This is a genomic window from Acetobacter sp. DsW_063 (assembly GCF_002153745.1).
Lineage (GTDB): Bacteria > Pseudomonadota > Alphaproteobacteria > Acetobacterales > Acetobacteraceae > Acetobacter.
Genome location: NZ_JOPL01000087.1, coordinates 1 through 21,143, shown reverse-complemented (window position 1 = coordinate 21,143; position 21,143 = coordinate 1). Strand labels below are relative to the sequence as shown.

Sequence of the window (21,143 nt, the reverse complement as noted above, 5' to 3'; positions counted from 1 at the left end):
GACACGCCCCGGGTCGTTATTTACCGCGGCGTCACCTGTCCAAACGCTTTCGCCCAAACGAAATACGCCGCACAACCTGTGTCCATGCACGCAGACATATGCGCAAGCACTGACTTTTTCCTACACTGTATCGGCGCAATCCGCTCGATGATCGACCCAGAGCTTTATCCGGTTACGCTGGTCCGCTAACAAGGTTCCAGCCTGTTTCTTTGACGAACGTCTTTATCTGATCATCCAATTTCGTCTGACCAGGCAACGCCCTAAAGCGCGACCAGAGCCCCGTCACGCAACGTCACGACGCGATCCATCCGTGCGGCCAAAGCGTCATTATGCGTTGCGATCAGCGCGCCGAGTCCAGACCGTCGAACGGCGCTCAGAAGCTCCTCGAACACCACATCCGCCGTGCGTACATCGAGATTCCCCGTCGGCTCGTCAGCCAGAAGCAAAGAGGGCTCGTTGGCCAGAGAGCGGGCGATCGCCACTCTCTGCTGCTCGCCGCCGGACAATTTACCCGGAAGATGGTCCAGACGATGCGCCAACCCGAATGAACCCAGCAACGCGTCAGCGCGCACCCGCGCCTCGCCGCGCGCACGTTTGGCGATCATCTGCGGCAACATCACGTTCTCACGGGCCGTAAATTCGCCGAGCAAGTGATGAAACTGATAGACGAAGCCCACTTCGTGCGAACGGATGACCGTTCTCTCTCCATCCGAAAGACGCGTGGCGTCCCGCCCGCCTATCTCAACCGATCCTCCATCGGGCGAATCGAGCAAGCCTGCGACATGCAACAACGTTGACTTGCCCGTTCCAGAAGGCGCGACCAACGCCACGATCTCACCCGCATGCAAAGTGAAGTCTACGCCACGGAGAACGTTCAGACGCTCCCCATCACCACTGACATAAGATCGCTGCACGCCCTGAAGACGCAGCACAACATCGCCCGCGGATTTAGCCATGACGCAGCGCCTCCACCGGATCGGTTTTCGCCGCGCGCCACGACGGATACAGCGTCGCCAGCAATGACAGCGCGAGGGCCATCACGATCACCTCGACGACCTGGCTCCAGACCAGTTTCGCCGGCAGATGCTCCAGATAATAAACTTCCGGATTGAACAGGTTCGTGCCGGTAATCCGCTGCAAAACCTGCCGGATACGTTCAATGTTTTCACAGAATACGACGCCAAGTAGCGTCCCGAACGCAGTTCCCGTCACGCCGACCGAGGCGCCACACATCAGAAAGATGCGCATGATCGCCCCGCGCGTCGCGCCCATGGTGCGCAGGACCGCGATATCTACCGTCTTGTCCTTGACCATCATGATCAGGGAGGAAATCACATTGAACGCCGCGACCAGGATAATCAGCGTCAGGATCAGGAACATCACGTTCTGCTCGACCTGCACGGCACCGAAGAACGCGTTGTTGCTGTTCGTCCAGTCCATCACGCGGATGCGCGGATCGGCCAGCGTCTGCTGGATCGCTCGCGTCACCGGACGCACATTGTCGGCGTCCTGCACCATGACCTGAATCTGGGTGACAGCTTTTGGTTTCTGGAAATAGATTTGCGCCGCCGACATCGGCATGAACACATACCCGGCGTTATAATCGTTCACGCCCGCGTCGAAGATAGCGACGACATGATAGGCGCGCACACGCGGCACCGTGCCAAACGCCGTCGCCGCGCCATTAGGCGACACCAGCGTCAGCTGCGATCCGACCCCAAGCCCCGCTCGCTCGGCCAGAGTTTCGCCCACCGCGATCGCGTCGTCGCCTTCGAATTTGTCGAGAGAGCCAGCGATGATATTCGAGCTGATCGCCTTGAGGTCGCTCAACCCCTGCTTCGTCAGGCCATGCACGACACCGCCGGAACTGTAGGGACCAGCGCTGAGCAAAACCTGTCCTTCGAGCAGCGGCATTGCGCCCGTCACGCCCGGAACCCTGCGGACTTCGGCTGCGATGTCGTCGTAATCCGTGATCGAACGCGTCACGCCATACAGGCTGAGATCGCCGTTCAGACCAAGAATCCGCCCCATCAGATCGGCGCGGAAACCGTTCATCACCGCCATCACGATGATCAGCGTCGCCACACCGAGCCCAATGCCGACGAGCGAGAAGATCGCGATCACCGACACAAAGCGCTCGCCCTTGCGGGCGCGCAGATATCGTCCCGCAACCGCGCGCTCGAAGGGCCCGAACATCAGCGTCCGAGAACTTTCGCCAGCGCCTCTTCGGCGGGCAGTTCAAAGCGCTCGCCCGTGGCGCGGCGCTTCAACTCCACCGTGCCCGTCTTCGCGCCACGGGGGCCGACGATCATCTGCCAAGGATGCCCCATCAAATCCGCGTCGGCGAACTTCGCCCCGGCGCGATCCGATCGGTCGTCATACAGGAACTGCTCGTCGCCCGCCGCATACAGCCGTTCACAAAGAGCGTCGCATTCCGCATCCCCGACCTTGAGGTTCAGGATCGCAGCACGGAACGGCGCCACGCTGTCCGGCCACACGATACCGCCGTCGTCGTGGCTCGCCTCGATGATCGCGCCGACCAGACGCGACACGCCGATGCCGTATGAACCCATTTCCGGGTACAGCAACGCGCCGTCCGGACCAGTGACCGAAATATCCATGGACTTGGTATATTTCGTCCCGAAGTAGAAAATATGGCCGACTTCGATTCCTCGGCCTTCACGACGATTTTCTTCAGGTACGGCCGCCCACGCGGTCGCGTCGTGCTTCTCGTCCGTCGCCGCATAATAAGACGTAAGGGTGTTGAAGAACCCGGCGAGCGACGCGCTGTCGTCCACGTCGGCCGGATCGCTCAGCCAGTCCTTGCTCTCAAGCGCGCCGTCATAGAACACGCCGCTTTCGCCCGTCGGAGCCAGAATAAGGAACTCGTGGCTGAGATCGCCGCCGATCGGCCCCGTGTCCGCCACCATCGGCACCGCGCGAACGCCCAGCCGCTGGAACGTGCGCAGATAAGCCAGCATCATGCGGCGATATGTGTCGACGGCGGCTTCATACGAAGCGTCGAAGCTGTAGGCGTCCTTCATCAGGAACTCGCGGCCGCGCATCACGCCGAAACGCGGACGCACCTCGTCCCGGAACTTCCACTGGATGTGGTAGAGCATCTGCGGCAGTTCGCGGTACGACTTCACCGACTGCCCCAGCAGGTCCGTGATCATCTCTTCGTTCGTCGGTCCGTAAAGCAGATCGCGTTCATGCCGGTCCTGAATCCGCAGCATTTCGGGGCCATAGGCGTCGTAACGGCCGGAACGCTTCCACAATTCGGCGGATTGCAACGTCGGCATCAGCACTTCCTGCGCACCGATACGGTCCTGCTCTTCCCGCACGATCTGACTGATGTTGCGCAGCACGCGCAGACCCGCCGGCAACCACGCGTATATGCCAGAACTCGTCTGGCGGATCAGACCGGCACGCAGCATCAGTCGATGCGACGGGATCTGCGCGTCGGACGGCGTTTCCTTAAGTGTGGGAAGAAAACTGCGTGACAGGCGCATTGGGGCTTTTCTCAATGATGAAAGGGCGAAACCAGAATCCGGCGGGAACAGACCCACGGGAGCGCATCAAACCGGCTCATCACCGGATTAACCGACGCCTATCTCCTACTCATGCAGGGGATGCAAGCGATCCGGGCGACGGAACTCCAGATGACGGAGCGTCGGCAACGTTTTTGTGAACGCGCGAGCGCTTGCCCATACCTAAATTCCCGGATATATATACCTAACAAGAATAAGAAAAATAACTAAAGCTGAAGAATGAGCGGCGGCCGGGGCGACCCGACCGCCGCTTTTTCTATGCGGGACGGGTAGCCGAAGCCAAGGGTCCTCAGACCCTCAGCACATGGACGTCGACCAGTGGACGCTTCTGGATCTTGCGGCCAAGCGCGCGGCGCAACGCGGTCTTCGCGGCCTCACGGAAGGAGTTGTCGTCCATCCGCAGCTCGTCCGGAATTTCGTCGATGGCGCTTGCAAACTCTTCCTTGACGCGCACGCTCTCCGGTTCGTCTGCATCGAGCAAGCCGGGCGCACTGACCTTCGGTTCACCGATCACATAACCCTCGTCGTCAACCGCAAAGCTGCCCAGAACAATGCCGTTGAAGAGCATCTTGCGGCGCGCGGAAAGCACATCGCCATCCATCGCCAGCAGGCGATTGCCGTCGACCGCCAGACGACCGGTCGGCGCCGTATCCACGACCTCGACCTTGCCCGGCGACAGATTAAGGATATCGCCGTCCTCAAGCAGGATCGCTGAAATGCCCTTTTCTTGTGCAAGCGCCGCGTGAGCCGTCAGATGACGCCATTCGCCATGGGTCGGCACAGCGTATTGCGGACGAATCAGATCGTACATCGTCCGGACATCGTCGCCAGTCGCATGGCCTGAGCAATGCACCATCGCGTCACGATCCGTTAGGACCGTCACGCCGCGGCGGGTCAGGTTGTCCTGCACCTGCATGATGGCGCGCTCGTTGCCCGGGATCATGCGGCTGGAATAGACGACCGTATCGCCCTCGCCGAGCGAGACGTTCGGATGAACGTCGGACGCGATGCGCGACAGGGCCGAACGCGGCTCGCCCTGGCTGCCGGTGATAATCATGACCACGTTGTCATCGGCGAGGTCGTTGACCTCCTGCTCCGAGAAGAACGGCAGCACGCCCGAGAGGTAGCCGCACTCACGCGCCGCAACGTCGAGATTGCGCAACGACCGTCCGACCAGCACGACATTGCGACCCGCAGCCTGCGCCGCCATGGCGATGGTCTCGACACGCGCCACGTTGGAGGCGAAACACGTCACCGCCACGCGGCCCTTGAGCGACTGGATCAGCGCCGTCATGCCCTCGCGCACCTCGGCTTCCGACCGGGACGCGCCATCCGTCATCACGTTCGTGCTGTCGCAGACCAGCGCAAGGACGCCTTCGTCGCCAATTTCCTTCAGGCGCTTCAAATCTGTCGGCGGTCCGACCAGCGGCGTCGGATCGATCTTCCAGTCGCCGGTATGAACGATCAGGCCATGCGGCGTACGTAGCGCCAGCGCCTGCGCCTCCGGCACGGAGTGAGCGACCGGCACGAACTCGATGTCGAACGGACCTACGTTGAAGCGGCCCGCGCATTTGATCGTGTGGATTTTCACCTGCTGCAGCAGGCGCGCCTCGCCGAGTTTGCGGCGCAGCACAGCCGTCGCGAACGGCGTCGCATAGATCGGGCACCCAAGGCGGGTCCACAGATGCGCGACAGCGCCGAGGTGGTCTTCATGTGCGTGGGTGATCACCAGACCGACGAGCTTGTCCCGGCGTTCCATGATGTAGGTCGGGTCGGGCGTGAGAATTTCCGCTTCCGGCGTGTCGTTGCCGGAAAAGCCAATGCCGCAGTCAACCGCAAGCCACTTGTCGCCCAACCTGTACAGGTTGAGATTCATGCCGATCTCACCCGTTCCGCCGAGAGGCAGAAAGGCCAGACCGTCCTTATTTTCGTTCATTTTTAGATATTATCCTTCCGTAATCAAATCTTTGTCGTTTGTAAGATGTGGCTCGGGATTCCTCCCGGCCAGAAACCGAAGACCGTTGATGGTGAGTTCAGGATCGATGTGTTCAAACACACTCGTTCCCTCTGAGAAGAGCGGAGCCAGACCGCCGGTCGCGAGCACCTTCATCGGCGCCCCGAATTCCTGCCTGATCCTCTCGACGATCCCCTCGACCAGCCCGATATACCCCCAGAAAACGCCCGACCGCATAGCCGAGTTCGTATCCCGCCCTATGACAAGTCCGCCCGTCGGACGCCCGACGCCGATGCGCGGCAGGCGGGCCGCCGCCTTGTGCAGCGCTTCGACCGACAGATTAATCCCGGGCGCAATCACACCGCCGCAATACGCCCCGTCCACATCCACCACGTCGAATGTCGTCGCCGTGCCGAAATCGATGACGATCAATGGACCGCCATAAATCCTGTGCGCCGCCAATCCGTTGAGGAGCCGGTCGACGCCGACTTCTCCCGGATTATCGAGCGCAATACGAAATCCCCAATCCAGACGGGAAGACGCGATCAGCGGCTCGGTCTGAAAATACTGTCTGCACAACAGGCGCAGGTGATAGAGCGCCGCTGGCACAACGGTGCCGATCACCGCCTGACTGACGTCATTTACTGACAGCCCGGCAGCCTGCAGCAAGGTCATCAACCAAACAGCGTATTCGTCCGACGTGCGTTGCGGCTGCATCGAGACGCGCCAGCTTCCGCGCCATGTGGCGCCATCATGCACAGCGAAGACGACGTTGGTGTTGCCAGCGTCAACGACCAGAAGCATTTTGCGCTTCCATTTTTATTAACGCCGTATCGCCGTACAAAATTTCGCCGGTGACTATGCGCTTCAACTCCGGACCGCAGCGCAGAAGAAGTTCCCCGCCTTCGTCGATCCCCTCGAATTCGCCTTCAACATAGGTTTTTCCCCCGCTGACCACAAGGGGCGCGCCCCGATGCGGCCCCCGCTCCAGCCAGGCCTGCCTGATCGGGGCGAAACCCTCGCGCTCCCACACTGCGCGCCAACGCGTCAGCGCAGCCAGCACACGCCGTCCCACGACCGCCGCTTCCGCCTCGGGATCGTATTGCGCGAGACAGGCCAGCGTGCGGCCTTCCACCGCCGGTGCGCGCCGGATATTGGCACCGAAACCTATCACGACCCATCCGCCTTCGCCGCCGCTGGCTTCGACCAGAATGCCCGCCAGCTTGTGTCCGTCCAGCAGGATGTCGTTCGGCCATTTGACGCGTAGCCGCGGCGTCAGCACGCCGTCGGCCAGCGCGTCGTAATACGCCAGCGCGCTGATGAACGACCATGGCGCGCTGACCGAAGAAACGTTCTTCTCAGGCCGCATCAACACAGAGAGCGCAAGGCTGTCGCCGGGATCAGCCCACGTGCGCCCCCGCGTGCCACGCCCTTTGGTCTGACGGCGCGCCAGTAGCGCGAGCCCCTCCGCCTCTCCAAGATCCGCGCGCTCTATGCAGACGTCGGACGTCGAGGACAGCTCGTCATGCAGCTCGAGCCGCCAGCCGGAGACGTCCTCCCGGACGAACTCAGCCGACAAGAGCTTTCGCCGCTGCTCCAGCCGCTTCGCTCACCGGGCCAAGCGCCAGAAGAAAAAGCACCGTCGCCAGCCCCATGGCGGCGGACACGAACGCGATGGACGGCGCAGGTTTGTCGAACGGCGCGACCGACGCGTCAAAATACACAACCTTCACTACCTGCAGGTAATAGAAGGCGCCGATCACCGCAGAAAGCGCTCCGACAGCGACCAGCCCGTAGAGGCCCGCGTTCCACGCTGCGCCGAACACCATGAACTTACCGAAGAACCCTGCAAGCGGCGGCACGCCGATCATGCTGAACATGCAGATCGCCATCACCATGGCCATCGCCGGGTTGGTACGGCCGAGTCCTGCGAGGTCAGCGACCGTCGTCACCTCACGTCCACGACGGCGCATGGCCGAGATGACGCCGAACACGCCGACATTCATCACCAGATACGTCGTCAGATAGACCAGCGTCCCGCGCGTTCCCACCGGGGTCGCCGCCGCGAGGCCCATCATCGCGTATCCCATATGACCGATCGACGAATATGCCATCAGACGCTTGATGTCGCGCTGCGGGATTGCCGCCAGCGCGCCAAACAGCATCGACAACGCCGAAATCACTTCGATCAGAAGCTGCCAGCGCGGCGACATCGCGCCGAACGGCCCCATCATCACCCGCAGGATCAATGCGAACGCGGCGAATTTCGGCGCGCCCGCCATGAACGCCGTCACAGGAGTCGGCGAACCCTGATAGACGTCAGGCGTCCACATATGGAACGGCACGGCCGACAGCTTGAAGGCTAGGCCGACGACGATGAACACGACACCGATGACCAGTCCCACCGGCAAGGCGCCAGCGCCGTTGATTTCAACGGCGATCGGCGCGAACTCCATCGTCCCCGCGAAGCCGTAGGCGAGCGACGCGCCATAGAGCAGCAACCCAGACGCCAGGGACCCGAGGATGAAGTATTTCAGCCCGGCCTCCGCCGCCTCCACCCGATCCCTCTCGATGGCGCAGAGAATGTAGATCGACAGCGACGACAGTTCGAGCCCGACGAACAGCGTCATCAGGTTCGCCGACGACGCCATGATCATCGCGCCAAGCGTGGAAAACAACATCAGGATCGGCGTTTCGAACGGCAGGGCGCTCTTGCCGTCAGAATACCCGATCGACAACGTGATCGAGGCGACGCCGCCCGCGATCACCAGCAGTTTGATGAAGCGCGCGAAGGCGTCCACGACGAAAACATCACCGTAGCCGACGCCGCTGGAAGACGTCGCCACCAGAAATCCGGAGACGATCATCGCCGCAACACTCAGCGTGGCGCTGGGGAGGAACGCCTCCTCCTTGCGCATCAGGACGCCCGCGGCGAGGATCACGAGACCACTGACCGCCAGCACGATCTCCGGCAGGGCGAGTGTCCAGTTCATCGTCTCAACTCCATCGAACGGACGTGCGGGAGAGGCGCGCGGCCTATCCCCTCACGGTCCGGAAAAGCACGCAGAAAACACCCGGCAGAGCGACCGCCGCTCTCGCCGCCCGGCTTACGGAACGACAGGGCCGCAGGCATTGCGCCCGTCACTGGAAGAACACCACCGTCGTGACGAGCGCCACCAGACCGATCAGCATCGACAGCGCGTAGATCGCGATGGAGCCGGTCTGCGAACGCGTCGCCAGCACCGCGCCGCCCAGCGTCAGACGGGCCAGCTCGACCGGTGCTTTCTCGATTACGCCCTCGTCGTTGCGACGCAACAGGCGGGCGATCACGCGATACGGCCCCACGAAGATGCGGTCATACAGTTCATCGAAATACCATTTGTTCAACAGGAACAGGTACAGCGGTCGGAACGAAGAGGCCACAGACGCGGGCAATTCGGGTTTGGCGATATAGAAGACATAGGCCGCAGCGATGCCCAGAAGGCCAGCGACGCTCGGCAGCAGTGCGATGAACGTGGGGACCTCTTCGATCATGCTCATGATCGTGTTGCCCGGAGCGTTGACGATCGCCCCGGCCCAGAACATCGCCTGCTTCGAACCGACATAGAGCGGCGCCAGCACCGCGCCTGCGGCGAGCGCGCCGATGGACAGCAGCACGAGCGGCGCGACCATGACCGGCGGGCTTTCATGCGCGCCGTCATGCAGATGTTGGTCGCGTGGTTTCCCGTGGAACACCAGGAAAAGCAGCCGCCAGCTGTAGAACGCCGTGATGAAGGCCGTGACCGTACCCAGAACCCAGCCATACATGCCGACGCTGCTGCCCGACGCCCAGGCCGCGTTCAGGATCGCGTCCTTGGACCAGTAGCCCGCAAAGGGAAACACGCCGGCGAGCGCAAGACTGCCGATCCACATCACCACATAGGTGACAGGAATTTTCCGCCACAGGCCGCCCATACGGAACATGTCCTGCTCGTCGTGAACGGCGTGAATGACCGAACCAGCGCCTAGGAACAACAGCGCCTTGAAGAAGGCGTGCGTCGTCAGATGAAACACACCCGCCTGATACGCGCCGACGCCAATGGCGACGAACATGTAGCCAAGCTGCGAACACGTCGAATAGGCGATGGTTCGCTTGATGTCCGGCTGCACCATGCCGACCGTCGCGGCGAAAAAACACGTCGTCCCGCCGATCAGGACAATGAACTCCCGTGTGTACGGAGTGAACTCGATCAGCGGCGACATGCGCGCCATCAGGAACACGCCCGCCGTGACCATGGTGGCCGCGTGAATGAGCGCGGAAACCGGCGTCGGACCTTCCATCGCATCCGGCAGCCATGTGTGCAGGAACAACTGCGCGGACTTGCCCATCGCGCCGACGAACAGCAGCGTCCCGATCACCTCAAGCAGCGAATGCGGGCTGCCGAACAGCATATACGCGTTGCGCGCCTGATTGGGGACCAGCGAGAAGATATTGTCGTACTGAACCGTCCCGAAGGTGACGAACAGCAGACCGATGCCGACGATGAAGAACAGGTCAGCGATTCGATTCACCACGAAGGCCTTGATCGCCGCCGCGTTCGCGCTCGGCTTTTGGAACCAGTACCCGATCAGCAGATAACTCGCGAGGCCTACGCCTTCCCAGCCGAAGAAAAGCTGGATCAGGTCATTGGACGACACCAGCATGAGCATGGCGAACGTGAACAGCGACAGATAGGCGAAGAAGCGATAGCGCGGCATCGAGTCATGGGACATGTACCCGACGCTGTAGATGTGGACGAGCAGGGAGACCGTCAGCACCATCGCCGTCATCGTCGCCGACAGCGTATCGAAACGCAGCGCCCACGCCGCGTGGAACGACCCGGCGTCAACCCAGTGCGCCAGCAGCGCCACGCCCGGCATCGCGCCGGACGTCATGCCGCCGATCAGCGCGCCGTAGCTGCACAGAGCAGCCACGACCATGAACAGGATCGAGACGAACTGCGCCACGCCGTCGCCAAGACGCCGTCCGAAGAGCCCGCAGATCGCGGCGCCGCCCAGAGGAGCAAGCACAGCAATCGCGAAAAGGATCAATGCCGCCTGCATCGCCGGTCAGCCCTTCATCAACGCCACGTCCTCGACCTGGATCGAGCCGCGGTTGCGGAAATAGACGGTGAGGATGGCAAGGCCGATGGCCGCCTCCGCCGCAGCGATGGTCAGCACGAAGACCGTCAGGACCTGCCCGGACAGATCGCCCAGCGCCGCAGAGAACGCGACGAGGTTGATGTTGGCGGCCAGCAGGATCAGCTCCATCGACATCATGATGATGATGATGTTCTTGCGGTTCAGGAAAATCCCGAACACGCCGAGGACCAGCAGCGCCGCTCCGACCGTAAGAAAAGGCCCCAGACCGATCTGGGCGAAAGCGTCGTTCATGGCGCGTCTCCGTCAACCTTGCGGACCTCTTCGCGCGGAGGCTCCGGCGCGGCGGGCACGCCGTAAGAACCCGGAACCGCCGTGTCGTAATACCCCTTCGCCGGACGCAGGAACCCGCCATTGGCGTCGGTCCCGAAGCCCAGCGGCAGGGTCAGCATATCCAGCGTGTCCGCGCGCATGCGCTCGTGCTGCTTGCCGATCACCTGGCGACGACCCGTCGGCTTTTCACGCAGCGTCAGTGTGATCGCGCCGATCATCGCGACTAACAGCACGAGGCCGCAGGCCTGAAACAGCAGAATGTAGTGGGTGTAGAGCAGCGTCCCGAGCGCCGCCGTGTTGGTCATCGGACCACCCGGCTGGCCAAGACCGCCCGTGATCGGCTCCGGCATGACCGGCGAACTGGCCCAGTGCGCCGCCGCCATCGCCAGCTCGGCGAACAGGACGCCTCCAACGGCTGCGCCCAACGGCGCGTAACGCTGCAGCCCCTCGCGCATTCTCGCAAAGTCGATGTCGAGCATCATGACGACGAACAGGAACAGAACCGCGACCGCGCCAACATAGACGATGACCAGAATCATCGCCAGAAACTCGGCCCCGGCCAGCAGGAACAGCCCCGCCGCATTGAAGAAGCCGAGGATGAGGAACAGCACGGAATGAACCGGGTTCTTCGCGAAGATCACCATCGCGGACGACGCGATCAGCACCGCCGCGAAGACGTAGAAGACAAGCTGGATCATCATATCGGACTCTCCACCAGCCGGGGCTCAGCGATACGGCGCATCGAGTTCGAGCCTCCGCGCCAGCACGCTTTCCCATCTGTCGCCGTTGGCGAGCAGCTTGTTCTTATCGTACATCAGTTCTTCACGGGTCTCCGTCGCGAACTCGTAGTTCGGCCCCTCGACGATCGCGTCCACCGGGCAGGCTTCCTCGCACAGGCCGCAATAGATGCACTTCGTCATGTCGATGTCGTAGCGCGTCGTCCGGCGTGAACCGTCGTCGCGCGCCTCGGATTCGATCGTGATCGCCTCCGCCGGGCACGCAGCCTCGCACAGCTTGCACGCGATGCAGCGTTCCTCGCCGTTCGGATAGCGACGCAAAGCGTGCTCGCCCCGGAAACGCGGCGACAGCGGTCCCTTTTCATAGGGGTAGTTGAGCGTGACTTTCGGCTTGAACATCGTCTTGAACGTCGCGGTCATGCCGGCGACGATCTCGGTCAGCAGAAACGCCTTGAGGCTGCGGTCGAGGCCGGCCATCAGCTTACTCCCTGAGGCAGATTGCCCGTTGCGAGCAGGAACCCGGCGGTCGCGATCATCCACAGCAGCGAGAACGGCAGGAACACTTTCCAGCCCAGCCGCATGAGCTGATCGTAACGGTAGCGGGGGAACGTCGCGCGCACCCAGATGAACACGAACAGGCAGAACAGGATCTTGGCGATCAGCCAGACCGGACCCGGAATCCAGGTCAGCGGCGCGATCCCCAGCGGCGGCAGCCAGCCGCCAAGGAAGAGAATGCTCACCATCCCCGACATCAGGATCATGTTCGCGTATTCGCCTAGGAAGAACAGGCCGAAGGACAGCGACGAGTACTCGACGAAGAACCCCGCCACCAGTTCGGACTCGCCTTCCGGAAGATCGAACGGCGCGCGGTTCGTCTCGGCGAGGGCCGAGATGAAGAAGATGATGAACATCGGGAACATCGGCACGCAGAACCAAACATGCCTTTGCGCCAGGATGATGTCGTTCAGATTCAGGCTGCCCACCGCCAGAAGCACAGACACGATCACCAGACCGATCGACACCTCATACGAAACCATCTGCGCCGCGGAGCGAAGCCCGCCAAGGAACGCGTATTTGGAGTTCGACGCCCAGCCCGCGATCAGGATGCCGTAAACGCCCAGCGACGAGATCGCGAGCAGATACAGGATGCCGACATTGATGTTGGCGACCGCCAGACCGTCTCCCGTCGGGATTACCGCCCATGCCAGCATGGCGAGGGAGAACGTCAGGAACGGCGCCAGAAGGAACAGGAAACGGTTCGCCCCGCTGGGGATGATCGTCTCCTTGGTCATCATCTTGATGGCGTCGGCGAAGGCCTGCAGCACGCCAAAAAGACCGTTCACGTTAGGTCCGCGCCGCATCTGCATCGCGGCCATGACCTTGCGCTCCATGAGCGTCAGATAGGCGACGGCGATCAGAAGCGGCACCAGAATCGCCAGTGCTTCGAGCACCAGCAGGACGACGTGGCCGGTCGTCGTATGGAAGAAGAACTGTTCCACGTCGCTACTCCGCCGCCACAGCCGCGTGCGGGGCATGAACGCTGGCGCATTCCTGCATCGTCACGCTCGCCCGGCAAATCGGGTTCGTCAGGTAATAGCTGGCGCCGGAAGACGCGAACGGCTTGGAAAGCACGCTGTCGGACAGCGCTTCCGCCGCCGAACGCCGCGCGGTCACATGCCGCTCCCCTACCTGCAGCCGCTCGCGCAGCGCCTCGATCGTGTCGTAGGGCAGCGTATGCCCCAGCACGTCGGACACTGCGCGCAGGATACGCCAGTCCTCGCGCGCCTCGCCCGGCGGGAACACGGCCTGGAACCCGCGCTGCACGCGGCCTTCGGTGTTCACCCAGGTGCCCTGCTTTTCGGTGTACGCAGCCCCCGGAAGGATCACGTCCGCCCGGGCCGCGCCCGCGTCGCCATGATGGCCCTGGTAAATCACGAACGTGTCCGGCCCGATCCCGTGCACCGGGAAGTCATCCGCGCCGAGCAGCCAGAGCACGTCGACGCCGCCGCTGAGCATGCCGCGCACGCTGCGCCCGCCCTCGGCTGGCAGGAAGTCGAGATCCAGAGCCGCCACGCGCGAAGCCGCCGTGTGCAGGACGTTCAGGCCAGACCACTCATCCGTCACCGCGCCCACAGTTTCCGCCAGCAACGCGCAGGCCTTGAGCACCACCGGGCTGTCGTCACGCGTCAGCGCGCCCTGCCCGACGATGATCATCGGGCGCTTCGCCGCCTTCAGCTTTTCGAGGAACGGATTTCCGTCGGCCATCAGATCGGCCAGCGCCGAAGCGCCCGCGCCCAAGGATTCGTATGCCCATGTCGGGTCGGAGCCCATGTCGCCGATCACACCGATCGGAAGACCGCCTCGGCCTGCTTCGAGATATCTTTTACGGATACGCGCGTTCAGGACCGGCGCATCGTGACGGGGGTTCGCCCCGATCACCAACAGCGCGTCGGCCTCGTCGATTCCCGCGATGCCGGACGAGAACGTGTAGTTCGCGCGGTCGGACACGTCGTAATGCGCCCCGTCCTGACGGCAATCGAGATTGGGCGACCCCATAGAGATCATGAGGTCGCGCAGCGCCATCATGCTCTCGGCGTCGCACAGGTCGCCGACAATGGCGCCGATGCGCGAGCCAGGAACGCCTTCGAGGCGACGGGCGATGGCGACGAACGCATCCTGCCACGACACGGCCTGAAGCTTGCCGTGCACTTTCACCCAAGGGCGATCCAGACGGCGGCGCAGCAGGCCGTCGATGGCGAAGCGGCCCTTATCGGACAGCCATTCCTCGTTCACTTCATCGTTCACGCGCGGGACGATGCGCTTCACTTCGCCGCCACGCGTCTGAATCTGGATGTTGGTCCCAAGCGCGTCCATCACGTCGATGGCGTCGGTCTTCTTCAACTCCCACGGGCGTTGCTGAAACGCGCCGGGCTTGGAGGTCAGGGCACCGACAGGGCAGATGTCGATCAGATTACCGGAAAGCTCGGACGTCAGCGCCTTCTCGACATAGGTCGTGATCTCCATGTTCTCGCCACGCGACACGGCGCCCAGTTCGGGCGTTCCGGCCACTTCGGCGCAGAACCGGACGCAGCGCGTGCACTGGATGCAGCGCGTCATGACCGTCTTGACCAACGGACCAAGATTCTTGTCCGTCACGGCCCGCTTCGGCTCGTCGTACCGCGACACGCCGCTGCCGTAACCGTAGGCCTGATCCTGCAGATCACACTCGCCGCCCTGATCGCAGATCGGGCAGTCCAGCGGATGGTTGATCAGCAGGAACTCCATGACGGAGCGCCGCGCCTTGCGGACGACTTCGGTGTCCGTCTTGATTTCCATGCCTTCCGCAACGGGAAAACCGCAGGACGCCACCGGCTTGGGCGCGCGCACGACCTCGACAAGGCACATGCGGCAGTTGCCCGCGACCGACAGTCGTTCGTGATAGCAGAAGCGCGGGATTTCCTTCCCGGCGGCCTCGCAAGCCTGCAGCGCGGATGAGCCCGCCGGCACATCGACCGGCGTTCCGTCGACGAGAACCCTCACCATTCGCCTTACTCCGCCGCGAGGGTCGCGAGGGTCGCGGGCGACGGCGCATCAATCCGTCCCGCGCCGCCATGCAGCCGCTTGTAGTTGTGAATCCGCTCTTCCATCAGCGGTCGGAAATGCCGGATCAGCCCCTGAATCGGCCACGCCGCCGCGTCGCCCAGCGCGCAGATCGTGTGTCCCTCGACCTGACGCGTGACCTGCTCGAGCATGTCGATCTCTTCGATCTCCGCGCGACCTTCGACCATGCGGTTCATCACGCGCATCATCCAGCCGGTGCCTTCACGGCACGGCGTGCACTGGCCGCAGCTCTCATGCTTGAAGAACTGCGAGAAGCGCGCGATCGCCTTGATGATGTCCGTGGACTTGTCCATCACGATCATGCACGCGGTGCCCAGACCGGACCGTTCGGCGCGCAGACTGTCGAAGTCCATCAGCACCGTTTCGCAGACCGATTTCGGCAGCAACGGCACCGAGCATCCGCCCGGAATGACGGCCAGCAGATTGTCCCACCCGCCGCGCACGCCGCCGCCGTGCTTCTCGATGATCTCACGCAGCGGAACGCCCAGCTCCTCCTCGAACACGCAGGGCGTGTTCACGTGGCCGGAAATCGCCATCAGCTTGGAGCCGCAATTGTTCGGACGTCCCAGCCCTGCGAACCATGCAGCCCCACGCCGCAGGATGGTGGACGCCACCGAGATGCTCTCGACGTTGTTCACCGTCGTCGGGCAGCCATACAGACCGGCCCCCGCCGGGAAGGGCGGCTTCATGCGCGGCTGGCCTTTCTTGCCTTCAAGGCTCTCCAGCAGCGCCGTCTCTTCGCCACAGATATACGCGCCCGCGCCGCGATGGATGTAGAAATCAAAATCCCAGCCAGAGCCTGCGGCGTTTGGGCCGAGCAGCCCGGCGTCATACGCCTCGTCGATCGCGATCTGGAGGTGCCGCGCCTCGTTGAAGAACTCGCCGCGGATATAGATATACGCTGCGTGCGCGCCCATCGCGAAGGATGCGAGCAGGGCGCTCTCGATGAGCTTGTGCGGCTCGTGCCGCAGGATTTCGCGGTCCTTGCAGGTGCCGGGTTCGGACTCGTCGCCGTTGATGACGAGGTAACGCGGCACAGGCCCGTCGCCCTTCGGCATGAACGACCATTTCAGGCCCGTCGGAAACCCTGCGCCGCCGCGGCCGCGCAGGTTCGACGCCTTCATCTCGTTGACGATAGCGTCGCGGCCGCGCGCGATCAGTTCGGCCGTGCCATTCCAGTCTCCGCGCGCGCGCGCGCCAACCAGACGCCAGTCGCTCTGACCGTAGAGGTTGGTGAAGATCCGATCCTTGTCGCTGAGCATCGCGTCTTCTCCCTATCCCTGACCCGGTTCGCCAGCGTCGAGCAGCACCTTGCGACCACCCTCGGGCGCAGAGTTAAAGCGGTTGATCGTAGGCCCATAGGCCGGGCGCTCACCCTTGCGGAGCGCTTCGATCAACTGTTCTGTACGGGGGCCGTCGAGATCCTCGTAATAATCGCTGTCGACCTGAAGTATCGGCGCGTTCGCACAGGCGCCGAGGCATTCGACTTCCGTCAGCGTGAACAGCCCGTCCTCGCTGGTTTCTCCAAAATGTTGGATACCTGTGGCCTTCTTACAGGCCGCGACTACATCGTCCGATCCGCGCAGCCAGCAGGAGGTCGTCGTGCACGCCTGCAGATGGTAGCGACCGATCGGCTTCGTGTTGAACATCAGATAAAAGGTCGCGACCTCGTAGACGCGGATCGGCGCGACCTCCAGACGGGCGGCGATGGCGTCCATGGCCGCAACCGGCACCCAGGCGCTGTCTGTCAGGCGACCCATCTGCCGTTGGGCGACGTAGAGCAGCGGAATCACGCCACTGGCCTTACGCTCCGGCGGATATTTCGTCAGAATCGTCGCGATTTCCGCTTCGCTGGCCTCGTCGAACGCGAAATGAGCCGGCTGTTCCGGCGTCTGAGCGCTCATCGATCCACCTCACCGAACACGAGATCGAGCGAACCGATGATGGCCACCGTGTCGGCCAGCATGGAACGTCGTGACAATTCATCTATCGCCTGCAGATGCGAGAACCCGGTCGGACGGATCTTGCAGCGGTAGGGACGGTTGCTGCCGTCCGCCACCAGATACACGCCGAACTCGCCCTTAGGCGTTTCAACCGCCGTGTAGGTCGCGCCGGGGGGAACGTGATATCCCTCCGTGAAGAGCTTGAAGTGATGGATCAACGCTTCCATCGACTGCTTCATCTCTGAACGCTTCGGTGGGGAGAATTTCGGATCCTGCACCTTGATCGGGCCGGGTTTGATCTGCGCCAGCCCTTGCTCGATGATCTTCACGCTCTCGCGCATCTCGGCCACGCGGACCAGATACCGGTCGTAGCAGTCGCCGTGACGCGCCACGGGAATCTCGAACGAGACCTTGTCGTAATTGTCGTAGGGCTGCGAACGGCGCAAATCCCACGGCACGCCGGACCCGCGCAGACACGGGCCGCTGAAACCCCAGGCCAGCGCCTGCTCTGTCGTAAACACGCCGATGCCGACGGTACGCTGCTTCCAGATGCGGTTTTCTGTCAGCAGGCTCTCAAGGTCATCGATCCAGGAGGGGAATTCCTTCGCCCAGTTGGCGATGCGTTCTTCCAGACCAGCGGGCAGATCGCGCGCGACGCCGCCGGGGCGGAAGTAATTGGCATGAAACCGGGCGCCGGAAGCGGCTTCATGGAATTCCAGAAGTTTCTCGCGCTCCTCATACCCCCACAGGGCGGGCGTCACCGCGCCGCAGTCCAGCCCCATCGCGGTCAGGTTGAGAATGTGGTTCAGGATGCGCGTAATTTCCGCGAAGATCACACGAATCCACTTGGCGCGATCCGGCGCCTCGATCCCCAACAGCTTTTCTGTGGCCAGCGCGAACGCGTGCTCCTCACACATCGGGGAGACGTAATCGAGGCGATCGAAATACGGCAGCGCCTTCTGATACGTCTTGTATTCGATCAGCTTTTCCGTGCCGCGATGCAGCAGGCCGATATGCGGCACCGCACGAGCGACGACCTCGCCTTCCATCTCCAGCACAAGACGCAGCACGCCGTGCGCAGACGGATGCTGCGGCCCGAAATTCAGCGCATGGCTGTCGATCTCGACCGTGCGCCGCTCAGCCTGCTCGACTGCCTGTTCGGGCAGAAGAGACTCCGGCACGACCGCTTCGCCAAAGGCGTGGTCCAACGCTGCCTGCTCGATCGCATTCGTCATGACGGCCCCGTCAGCTCAGCTTTTTCATGATCTGGCGCAGTTCATGCGCCTTTTCGTCGCCGGGGAGCGTCAGGACGCCCTCCCACGGCGATACGAAATCGAAGTCGCGGAAATCCTGCGTCAACGACACCGGCTCCCGCACCACCTGCCGACGCTCGGGATCGTACCGAACCTCGGTATAGCCCGTCAGCGGGAAATCCTTGCGCAGCGGATGCCCCTCGAACCCGATATCGGTGAGGATGCGCCGCAGATCCGGCTGACCGGAAAACAGCACGCCGAAAAGGTCGTAGCACTCGCGCTCCCACCACGTCGCGCAGGGCCACAGCCCATGCACGGAGGGAACAGGCGTCAGTTCGTCGGTCGTGACGATTACTCGAACGCGCTGGTTCAGGCTGACCGACAGCAGATTATACACGACGTCGAACCGGTTTTTGCGCGCCGGAAAATCGACGCCGCAGAGGTCCATCATCTGCTCGAACCGGAACTGTGGATCGTCGCGCAGCAACGTCATCAGCGGGATAAGGACATCCCTGTCAGCGCGCACGACCAGTTCGCCACGTTCGACGGCGGCGGACGAAACGCCCGGAAAGGACGAGGACAGGGTGAAGGCCAGCGCTCCGAGCCTGTCTGCCGACGCGGCTCCAGCGAGACGTGTAGTTTCCTCAGCCACGCAGAATGGTCCCCGTGCGACGAATTTTTTTCTGGAGAAGCATGATGCCGTAAATCAACGCCTCCGCAGTCGGCGGACAGCCCGGGACATAGACGTCCACCGGCACAACGCGATCACAGCCACGAACGACGGAATAGGAGTAATGGTAATACCCGCCGCCATTGGCGCAGGAACCCATCGAGATCACCCAGCGCGGCTCGGCCATCTGGTCGTACACGCGGCGCAGCGCCGGAGCCATCTTGTTCGTTAGCGTGCCTGCGACGATCATCACGTCGGATTGACGCGGCGAACCGCGGGGAATCACCCCCATACGATCGAGATCGTAGCGCGGCATATAGGCGTGGATCATCTCGACCGCGCAGCAGGCAAGACCGAACGACATTGGCCAAAGGCTGCCGGTGCGGCCCCAGTTGACCAGCTTGTCGAGATTCGCGACGACGAACCCCTTCTCGCTGATCTCCCCGGTGACGCCACGCACGATGGCGTCCTGCTCCGGACCGGGGGGAACCATGTCGCGATTCCAGACGATCGTCTCCGATCCGCCGACCGCCTTACCGTCGTTCATGCTCATCTCGCGCCTCCGCCTTGTCTCGACATCAAAATAATCGACAGCAGCCCGTCAATCCCAGTCGAGCGCGCCCTTGCGCCATTCGTAAAGAAAACCAATCCCGAGAACACCTAGGAACGCGAGCATCGAGAAGAACCCGAACGCCCCGATCCGAGACAGACTGATCGCCCACGGGAACAGGAACGCGACCTCAAGGTCGAAAATGATGAAGAGGATCGAGACCAGATAAAATCGCACGTCGAAGCGGCGGCGGACGTTGTCAAAGGCTGCAAAACCGCACTCGTAGGCCGACAGTTTCTCGGCGTACGGCTTCTGGTGCCCTGCAAGCAGCGACCCGCCCAGCATGCCGGCAGAGATGACGACCGCCAGAACGCCGAAAATGAGAACGGGCAGGTAATCGTTTATCACCGAATGCAAAACCGCCCTCCGCTACCATCCACCCAGCCGACGACGCGCCGCTTGCGCGACACATCGGTCCGTCAGGCCCAACCTATGCCCGCAGTCCCGGCGTGGCCAGACCTGCCCAAGCCAAGCACGAGGCACTTTCCCGTGAAGGCGCGACGACGACGCACAACAACACCGTTCTCCGCCACCCGGTTCTACTGTTCGCCACTGCGGAAAAGACACAAAATGACATACATCAAGCGCTATATCGCACCGACGCGCGCCAGACATGCAAAAACAAATTTTCAGGGTGTATGCGCCGTGTCCGATTCTTCTTCCGGTGAGACCGGTGTGAATCATCACGGCGCCATGGTGGGCGATGACGGGATCGAACCGCCGACCCTCTCGGTGTAAACGAGACGCTCTACCGCTGAGCTAATCGCCCTCAGGGAGGCCAGTGCATAAACAAAATACTGCAATCGATCAATCGCAGTACGCCTCGGCCTTCAGGACCTCGGCGTTTGCGGCCCGATCAACCGGGCCGCGTGCGCGCCCCTACGGAGCGCGCACAACGCTTCAGACGTCAGTCAGCCTTAGCTAACGGCGTCCTTAAGCGTCTTGCCGGGCTTGAAGCGAACGGAGGTGGACTCCGGAATGTCGATCTCTTCGCCGGTGCGGGGGTTACGGCCCTTGGTGGCCTTGCGGTGCGCCGTGACAAACGAACCGAACCCGACGAGACGGACTTCCTGATTCTTCTTCAGGGCGTTCTCGATAGCGGTGAAGACCGCGTCGACCACTTCGCCAGCTTTCGCCTTGGGCAGGTCGACGTCGTCAGCAACGAGGGCCACGAGTTCCTGCTTGTTGAGCGGCTTGTCCATTAATACGCCTTTCTTTGTTCCGGCCCGACTTCCGCACCAGGCGGCAAGCGAGCGTTCCGGCGGGCACTATGAAGCCGTTTTTTCTTACGTCAACACTAACGAAGCGCCGAAACACGCCAAAAAAAACAACGGCGGGGGTTGCGCCCCCCGC

Annotated in this window: 20 protein-coding genes and 1 tRNA gene; all 21 read right to left on the bottom strand. The window is 62.6% G+C overall.

Translation table 11 applies throughout. The features are described from left to right. Positions 1-260: 260 nt before the first annotated feature. On the bottom strand, positions 261-956 hold the full coding sequence (locus tag HK28_RS11195) for an ABC transporter ATP-binding protein (protein ID WP_086644649.1): 696 nt from the start codon (positions 954-956) through the stop codon (positions 261-263). Beyond that, entirely contained in the window at positions 949-2,196 is a 1,248-nt protein-coding gene (locus tag HK28_RS11190) for a lipoprotein-releasing ABC transporter permease subunit (RefSeq protein ID WP_086644648.1), read from the bottom strand. Before HK28_RS11190 ends, HK28_RS11195 begins: the two co-directional genes overlap by 8 nt. After that, entirely contained in the window at positions 2,196-3,512 is a 1,317-nt protein-coding gene (gene proS / locus HK28_RS11185) for a proline--tRNA ligase (protein WP_086644647.1), read from the bottom strand. Before proS ends, HK28_RS11190 begins: the two co-directional genes overlap by 1 nt. Positions 3,513-3,840: 328 nt before the next feature. Further along, positions 3,841-5,487, bottom strand: a complete 1,647-nt coding sequence (locus HK28_RS11180) for a ribonuclease J (RefSeq protein ID WP_026397459.1) — start codon at positions 5,485-5,487, stop codon at positions 3,841-3,843. A 9-nt stretch (positions 5,488-5,496) separates the two neighbouring features. Beyond that, positions 5,497-6,309 carry a type III pantothenate kinase gene (locus HK28_RS11175; protein WP_086644646.1) on the bottom strand — a complete coding sequence of 271 codons (813 nt, stop codon included), beginning with the start codon at positions 6,307-6,309 and terminating at the stop codon, positions 5,497-5,499. Further along, positions 6,293-7,084: a biotin--[acetyl-CoA-carboxylase] ligase gene (locus tag HK28_RS11170; protein WP_086644645.1), complete on the bottom strand. Its 792-nt coding sequence runs from the start codon at positions 7,082-7,084 to the stop codon at positions 6,293-6,295. The genes HK28_RS11175 and HK28_RS11170 overlap by 17 nt, the downstream gene beginning before the upstream one ends. Further along, positions 7,074-8,498 (bottom strand): NADH-quinone oxidoreductase subunit NuoN, encoded by a 1,425-nt coding sequence (nuoN, locus tag HK28_RS11165; RefSeq protein WP_086644644.1) that lies wholly within the window; start codon positions 8,496-8,498, stop codon positions 7,074-7,076. The genes HK28_RS11170 and nuoN overlap by 11 nt, the downstream gene beginning before the upstream one ends. A 148-nt stretch (positions 8,499-8,646) precedes the next feature. Then, positions 8,647-10,587, bottom strand: a complete 1,941-nt coding sequence (nuoL, locus tag HK28_RS11160) for an NADH-quinone oxidoreductase subunit L (protein WP_086644643.1) — start codon at positions 10,585-10,587, stop codon at positions 8,647-8,649. A gap of 6 nt (positions 10,588-10,593) precedes the next feature. After that, entirely contained in the window at positions 10,594-10,917 is a 324-nt protein-coding gene (gene nuoK, locus HK28_RS11155; protein WP_026397464.1) for an NADH-quinone oxidoreductase subunit NuoK, read from the bottom strand. Next, positions 10,914-11,657: an NADH-quinone oxidoreductase subunit J gene (locus HK28_RS11150; RefSeq protein WP_198945866.1), complete on the bottom strand. Its 744-nt coding sequence runs from the start codon at positions 11,655-11,657 to the stop codon at positions 10,914-10,916. The genes nuoK and HK28_RS11150 overlap by 4 nt, the downstream gene beginning before the upstream one ends. A 24-nt stretch (positions 11,658-11,681) precedes the next feature. Beyond that, on the bottom strand, positions 11,682-12,170 hold the full coding sequence (gene nuoI, locus HK28_RS11145) for an NADH-quinone oxidoreductase subunit NuoI (protein ID WP_086644642.1): 489 nt from the start codon (positions 12,168-12,170) through the stop codon (positions 11,682-11,684). Next, on the bottom strand, positions 12,170-13,228 hold the full coding sequence (nuoH, locus tag HK28_RS11140; protein ID WP_369823653.1) for an NADH-quinone oxidoreductase subunit NuoH: 1,059 nt from the start codon (positions 13,226-13,228) through the stop codon (positions 12,170-12,172). Before nuoH ends, nuoI begins: the two co-directional genes overlap by 1 nt. Then, the gene (gene nuoG / locus HK28_RS11135) at positions 13,197-15,236 is read right to left on the bottom strand and encodes an NADH-quinone oxidoreductase subunit NuoG (RefSeq protein WP_086644641.1); all 2,040 of its coding nucleotides are present in this window, start codon (positions 15,234-15,236) and stop codon (positions 13,197-13,199) included. The genes nuoH and nuoG overlap by 32 nt, the downstream gene beginning before the upstream one ends. Before the next feature lie 5 nt (positions 15,237-15,241). Further along, entirely contained in the window at positions 15,242-16,576 is a 1,335-nt protein-coding gene (gene nuoF, locus HK28_RS11130; RefSeq protein ID WP_086644640.1) for an NADH-quinone oxidoreductase subunit NuoF, read from the bottom strand. A 12-nt stretch (positions 16,577-16,588) separates the two neighbouring features. After that, positions 16,589-17,218 (bottom strand): NAD(P)H-dependent oxidoreductase subunit E, encoded by a 630-nt coding sequence (locus HK28_RS11125; RefSeq protein ID WP_086644639.1) that lies wholly within the window; start codon positions 17,216-17,218, stop codon positions 16,589-16,591. Then, positions 17,215-18,492: an NADH-quinone oxidoreductase subunit D gene (locus HK28_RS11120; RefSeq protein WP_086644638.1), complete on the bottom strand. Its 1,278-nt coding sequence runs from the start codon at positions 18,490-18,492 to the stop codon at positions 17,215-17,217. Before HK28_RS11120 ends, HK28_RS11125 begins: the two co-directional genes overlap by 4 nt. A gap of 10 nt (positions 18,493-18,502) precedes the next feature. After that, positions 18,503-19,162: an NADH-quinone oxidoreductase subunit C gene (locus HK28_RS11115; RefSeq protein ID WP_086644637.1), complete on the bottom strand. Its 660-nt coding sequence runs from the start codon at positions 19,160-19,162 to the stop codon at positions 18,503-18,505. After that, positions 19,155-19,727: an NADH-quinone oxidoreductase subunit B family protein gene (locus tag HK28_RS11110; protein ID WP_026397473.1), complete on the bottom strand. Its 573-nt coding sequence runs from the start codon at positions 19,725-19,727 to the stop codon at positions 19,155-19,157. The genes HK28_RS11115 and HK28_RS11110 overlap by 8 nt, the downstream gene beginning before the upstream one ends. A 54-nt stretch (positions 19,728-19,781) precedes the next feature. Continuing rightward, a complete protein-coding gene (ndhC, locus tag HK28_RS11105; RefSeq protein WP_086644636.1) occupies positions 19,782-20,147 on the bottom strand; it encodes an NADH-quinone oxidoreductase subunit A in 366 nt (121 codons plus the stop codon). A gap of 337 nt (positions 20,148-20,484) precedes the next feature. Beyond that, positions 20,485-20,559, bottom strand: a tRNA-Val gene (locus HK28_RS11100). A 148-nt stretch (positions 20,560-20,707) separates the two neighbouring features. After that, the gene (locus HK28_RS11095) at positions 20,708-20,992 is read right to left on the bottom strand and encodes an HU family DNA-binding protein (RefSeq protein WP_026397475.1); all 285 of its coding nucleotides are present in this window, start codon (positions 20,990-20,992) and stop codon (positions 20,708-20,710) included. Positions 20,993-21,143: the final 151 nt, after the last annotated feature.

Bases quoted from the DNA above. Each gene is read 5' to 3' on its own strand.
- HK28_RS11125 (WP_086644639.1), bottom strand. From the start codon at position 17,218: ATGAGCGCTCAGACGCCGGAACAGCCGGCTCATTTCGCGTTCGACGAG.
- nuoK (WP_026397464.1), bottom strand. From the start codon at position 10,917: ATGAACGACGCTTTCGCCCAGATCGGTCTGGGGCCTTTTCTTACGGTC.
- HK28_RS11110 (WP_026397473.1), bottom strand. From the start codon at position 19,727: ATGAACGACGGTAAGGCGGTCGGCGGATCGGAGACGATCGTCTGGAAT.
- HK28_RS11175 (WP_086644646.1), bottom strand. From the start codon at position 6,309: ATGCTTCTGGTCGTTGACGCTGGCAACACCAACGTCGTCTTCGCTGTG.
- nuoG (WP_086644641.1), bottom strand. From the start codon at position 15,236: ATGGTGAGGGTTCTCGTCGACGGAACGCCGGTCGATGTGCCGGCGGGC.
- nuoF (WP_086644640.1), bottom strand. From the start codon at position 16,576: ATGCTCAGCGACAAGGATCGGATCTTCACCAACCTCTACGGTCAGAGC.
- nuoH (WP_369823653.1), bottom strand. From the start codon at position 13,228: ATGCCCCGCACGCGGCTGTGGCGGCGGAGTAGCGACGTGGAACAGTTC.
- HK28_RS11190 (WP_086644648.1), bottom strand. From the start codon at position 2,196: ATGTTCGGGCCCTTCGAGCGCGCGGTTGCGGGACGATATCTGCGCGCC.
- nuoI (WP_086644642.1), bottom strand. From the start codon at position 12,170: ATGGCCGGCCTCGACCGCAGCCTCAAGGCGTTTCTGCTGACCGAGATC.
- nuoL (WP_086644643.1), bottom strand. From the start codon at position 10,587: ATGCAGGCGGCATTGATCCTTTTCGCGATTGCTGTGCTTGCTCCTCTG.
- HK28_RS11095 (WP_026397475.1), bottom strand. From the start codon at position 20,992: ATGGACAAGCCGCTCAACAAGCAGGAACTCGTGGCCCTCGTTGCTGAC.
- nuoN (WP_086644644.1), bottom strand. From the start codon at position 8,498: ATGAACTGGACACTCGCCCTGCCGGAGATCGTGCTGGCGGTCAGTGGT.
- HK28_RS11195 (WP_086644649.1), bottom strand. From the start codon at position 956: ATGGCTAAATCCGCGGGCGATGTTGTGCTGCGTCTTCAGGGCGTGCAG.
- proS (WP_086644647.1), bottom strand. From the start codon at position 3,512: ATGCGCCTGTCACGCAGTTTTCTTCCCACACTTAAGGAAACGCCGTCC.
- HK28_RS11180 (WP_026397459.1), bottom strand. From the start codon at position 5,487: ATGAACGAAAATAAGGACGGTCTGGCCTTTCTGCCTCTCGGCGGAACG.
- HK28_RS11150 (WP_198945866.1), bottom strand. From the start codon at position 11,657: ATGATGATCCAGCTTGTCTTCTACGTCTTCGCGGCGGTGCTGATCGCG.
- HK28_RS11120 (WP_086644638.1), bottom strand. From the start codon at position 18,492: ATGACGAATGCGATCGAGCAGGCAGCGTTGGACCACGCCTTTGGCGAA.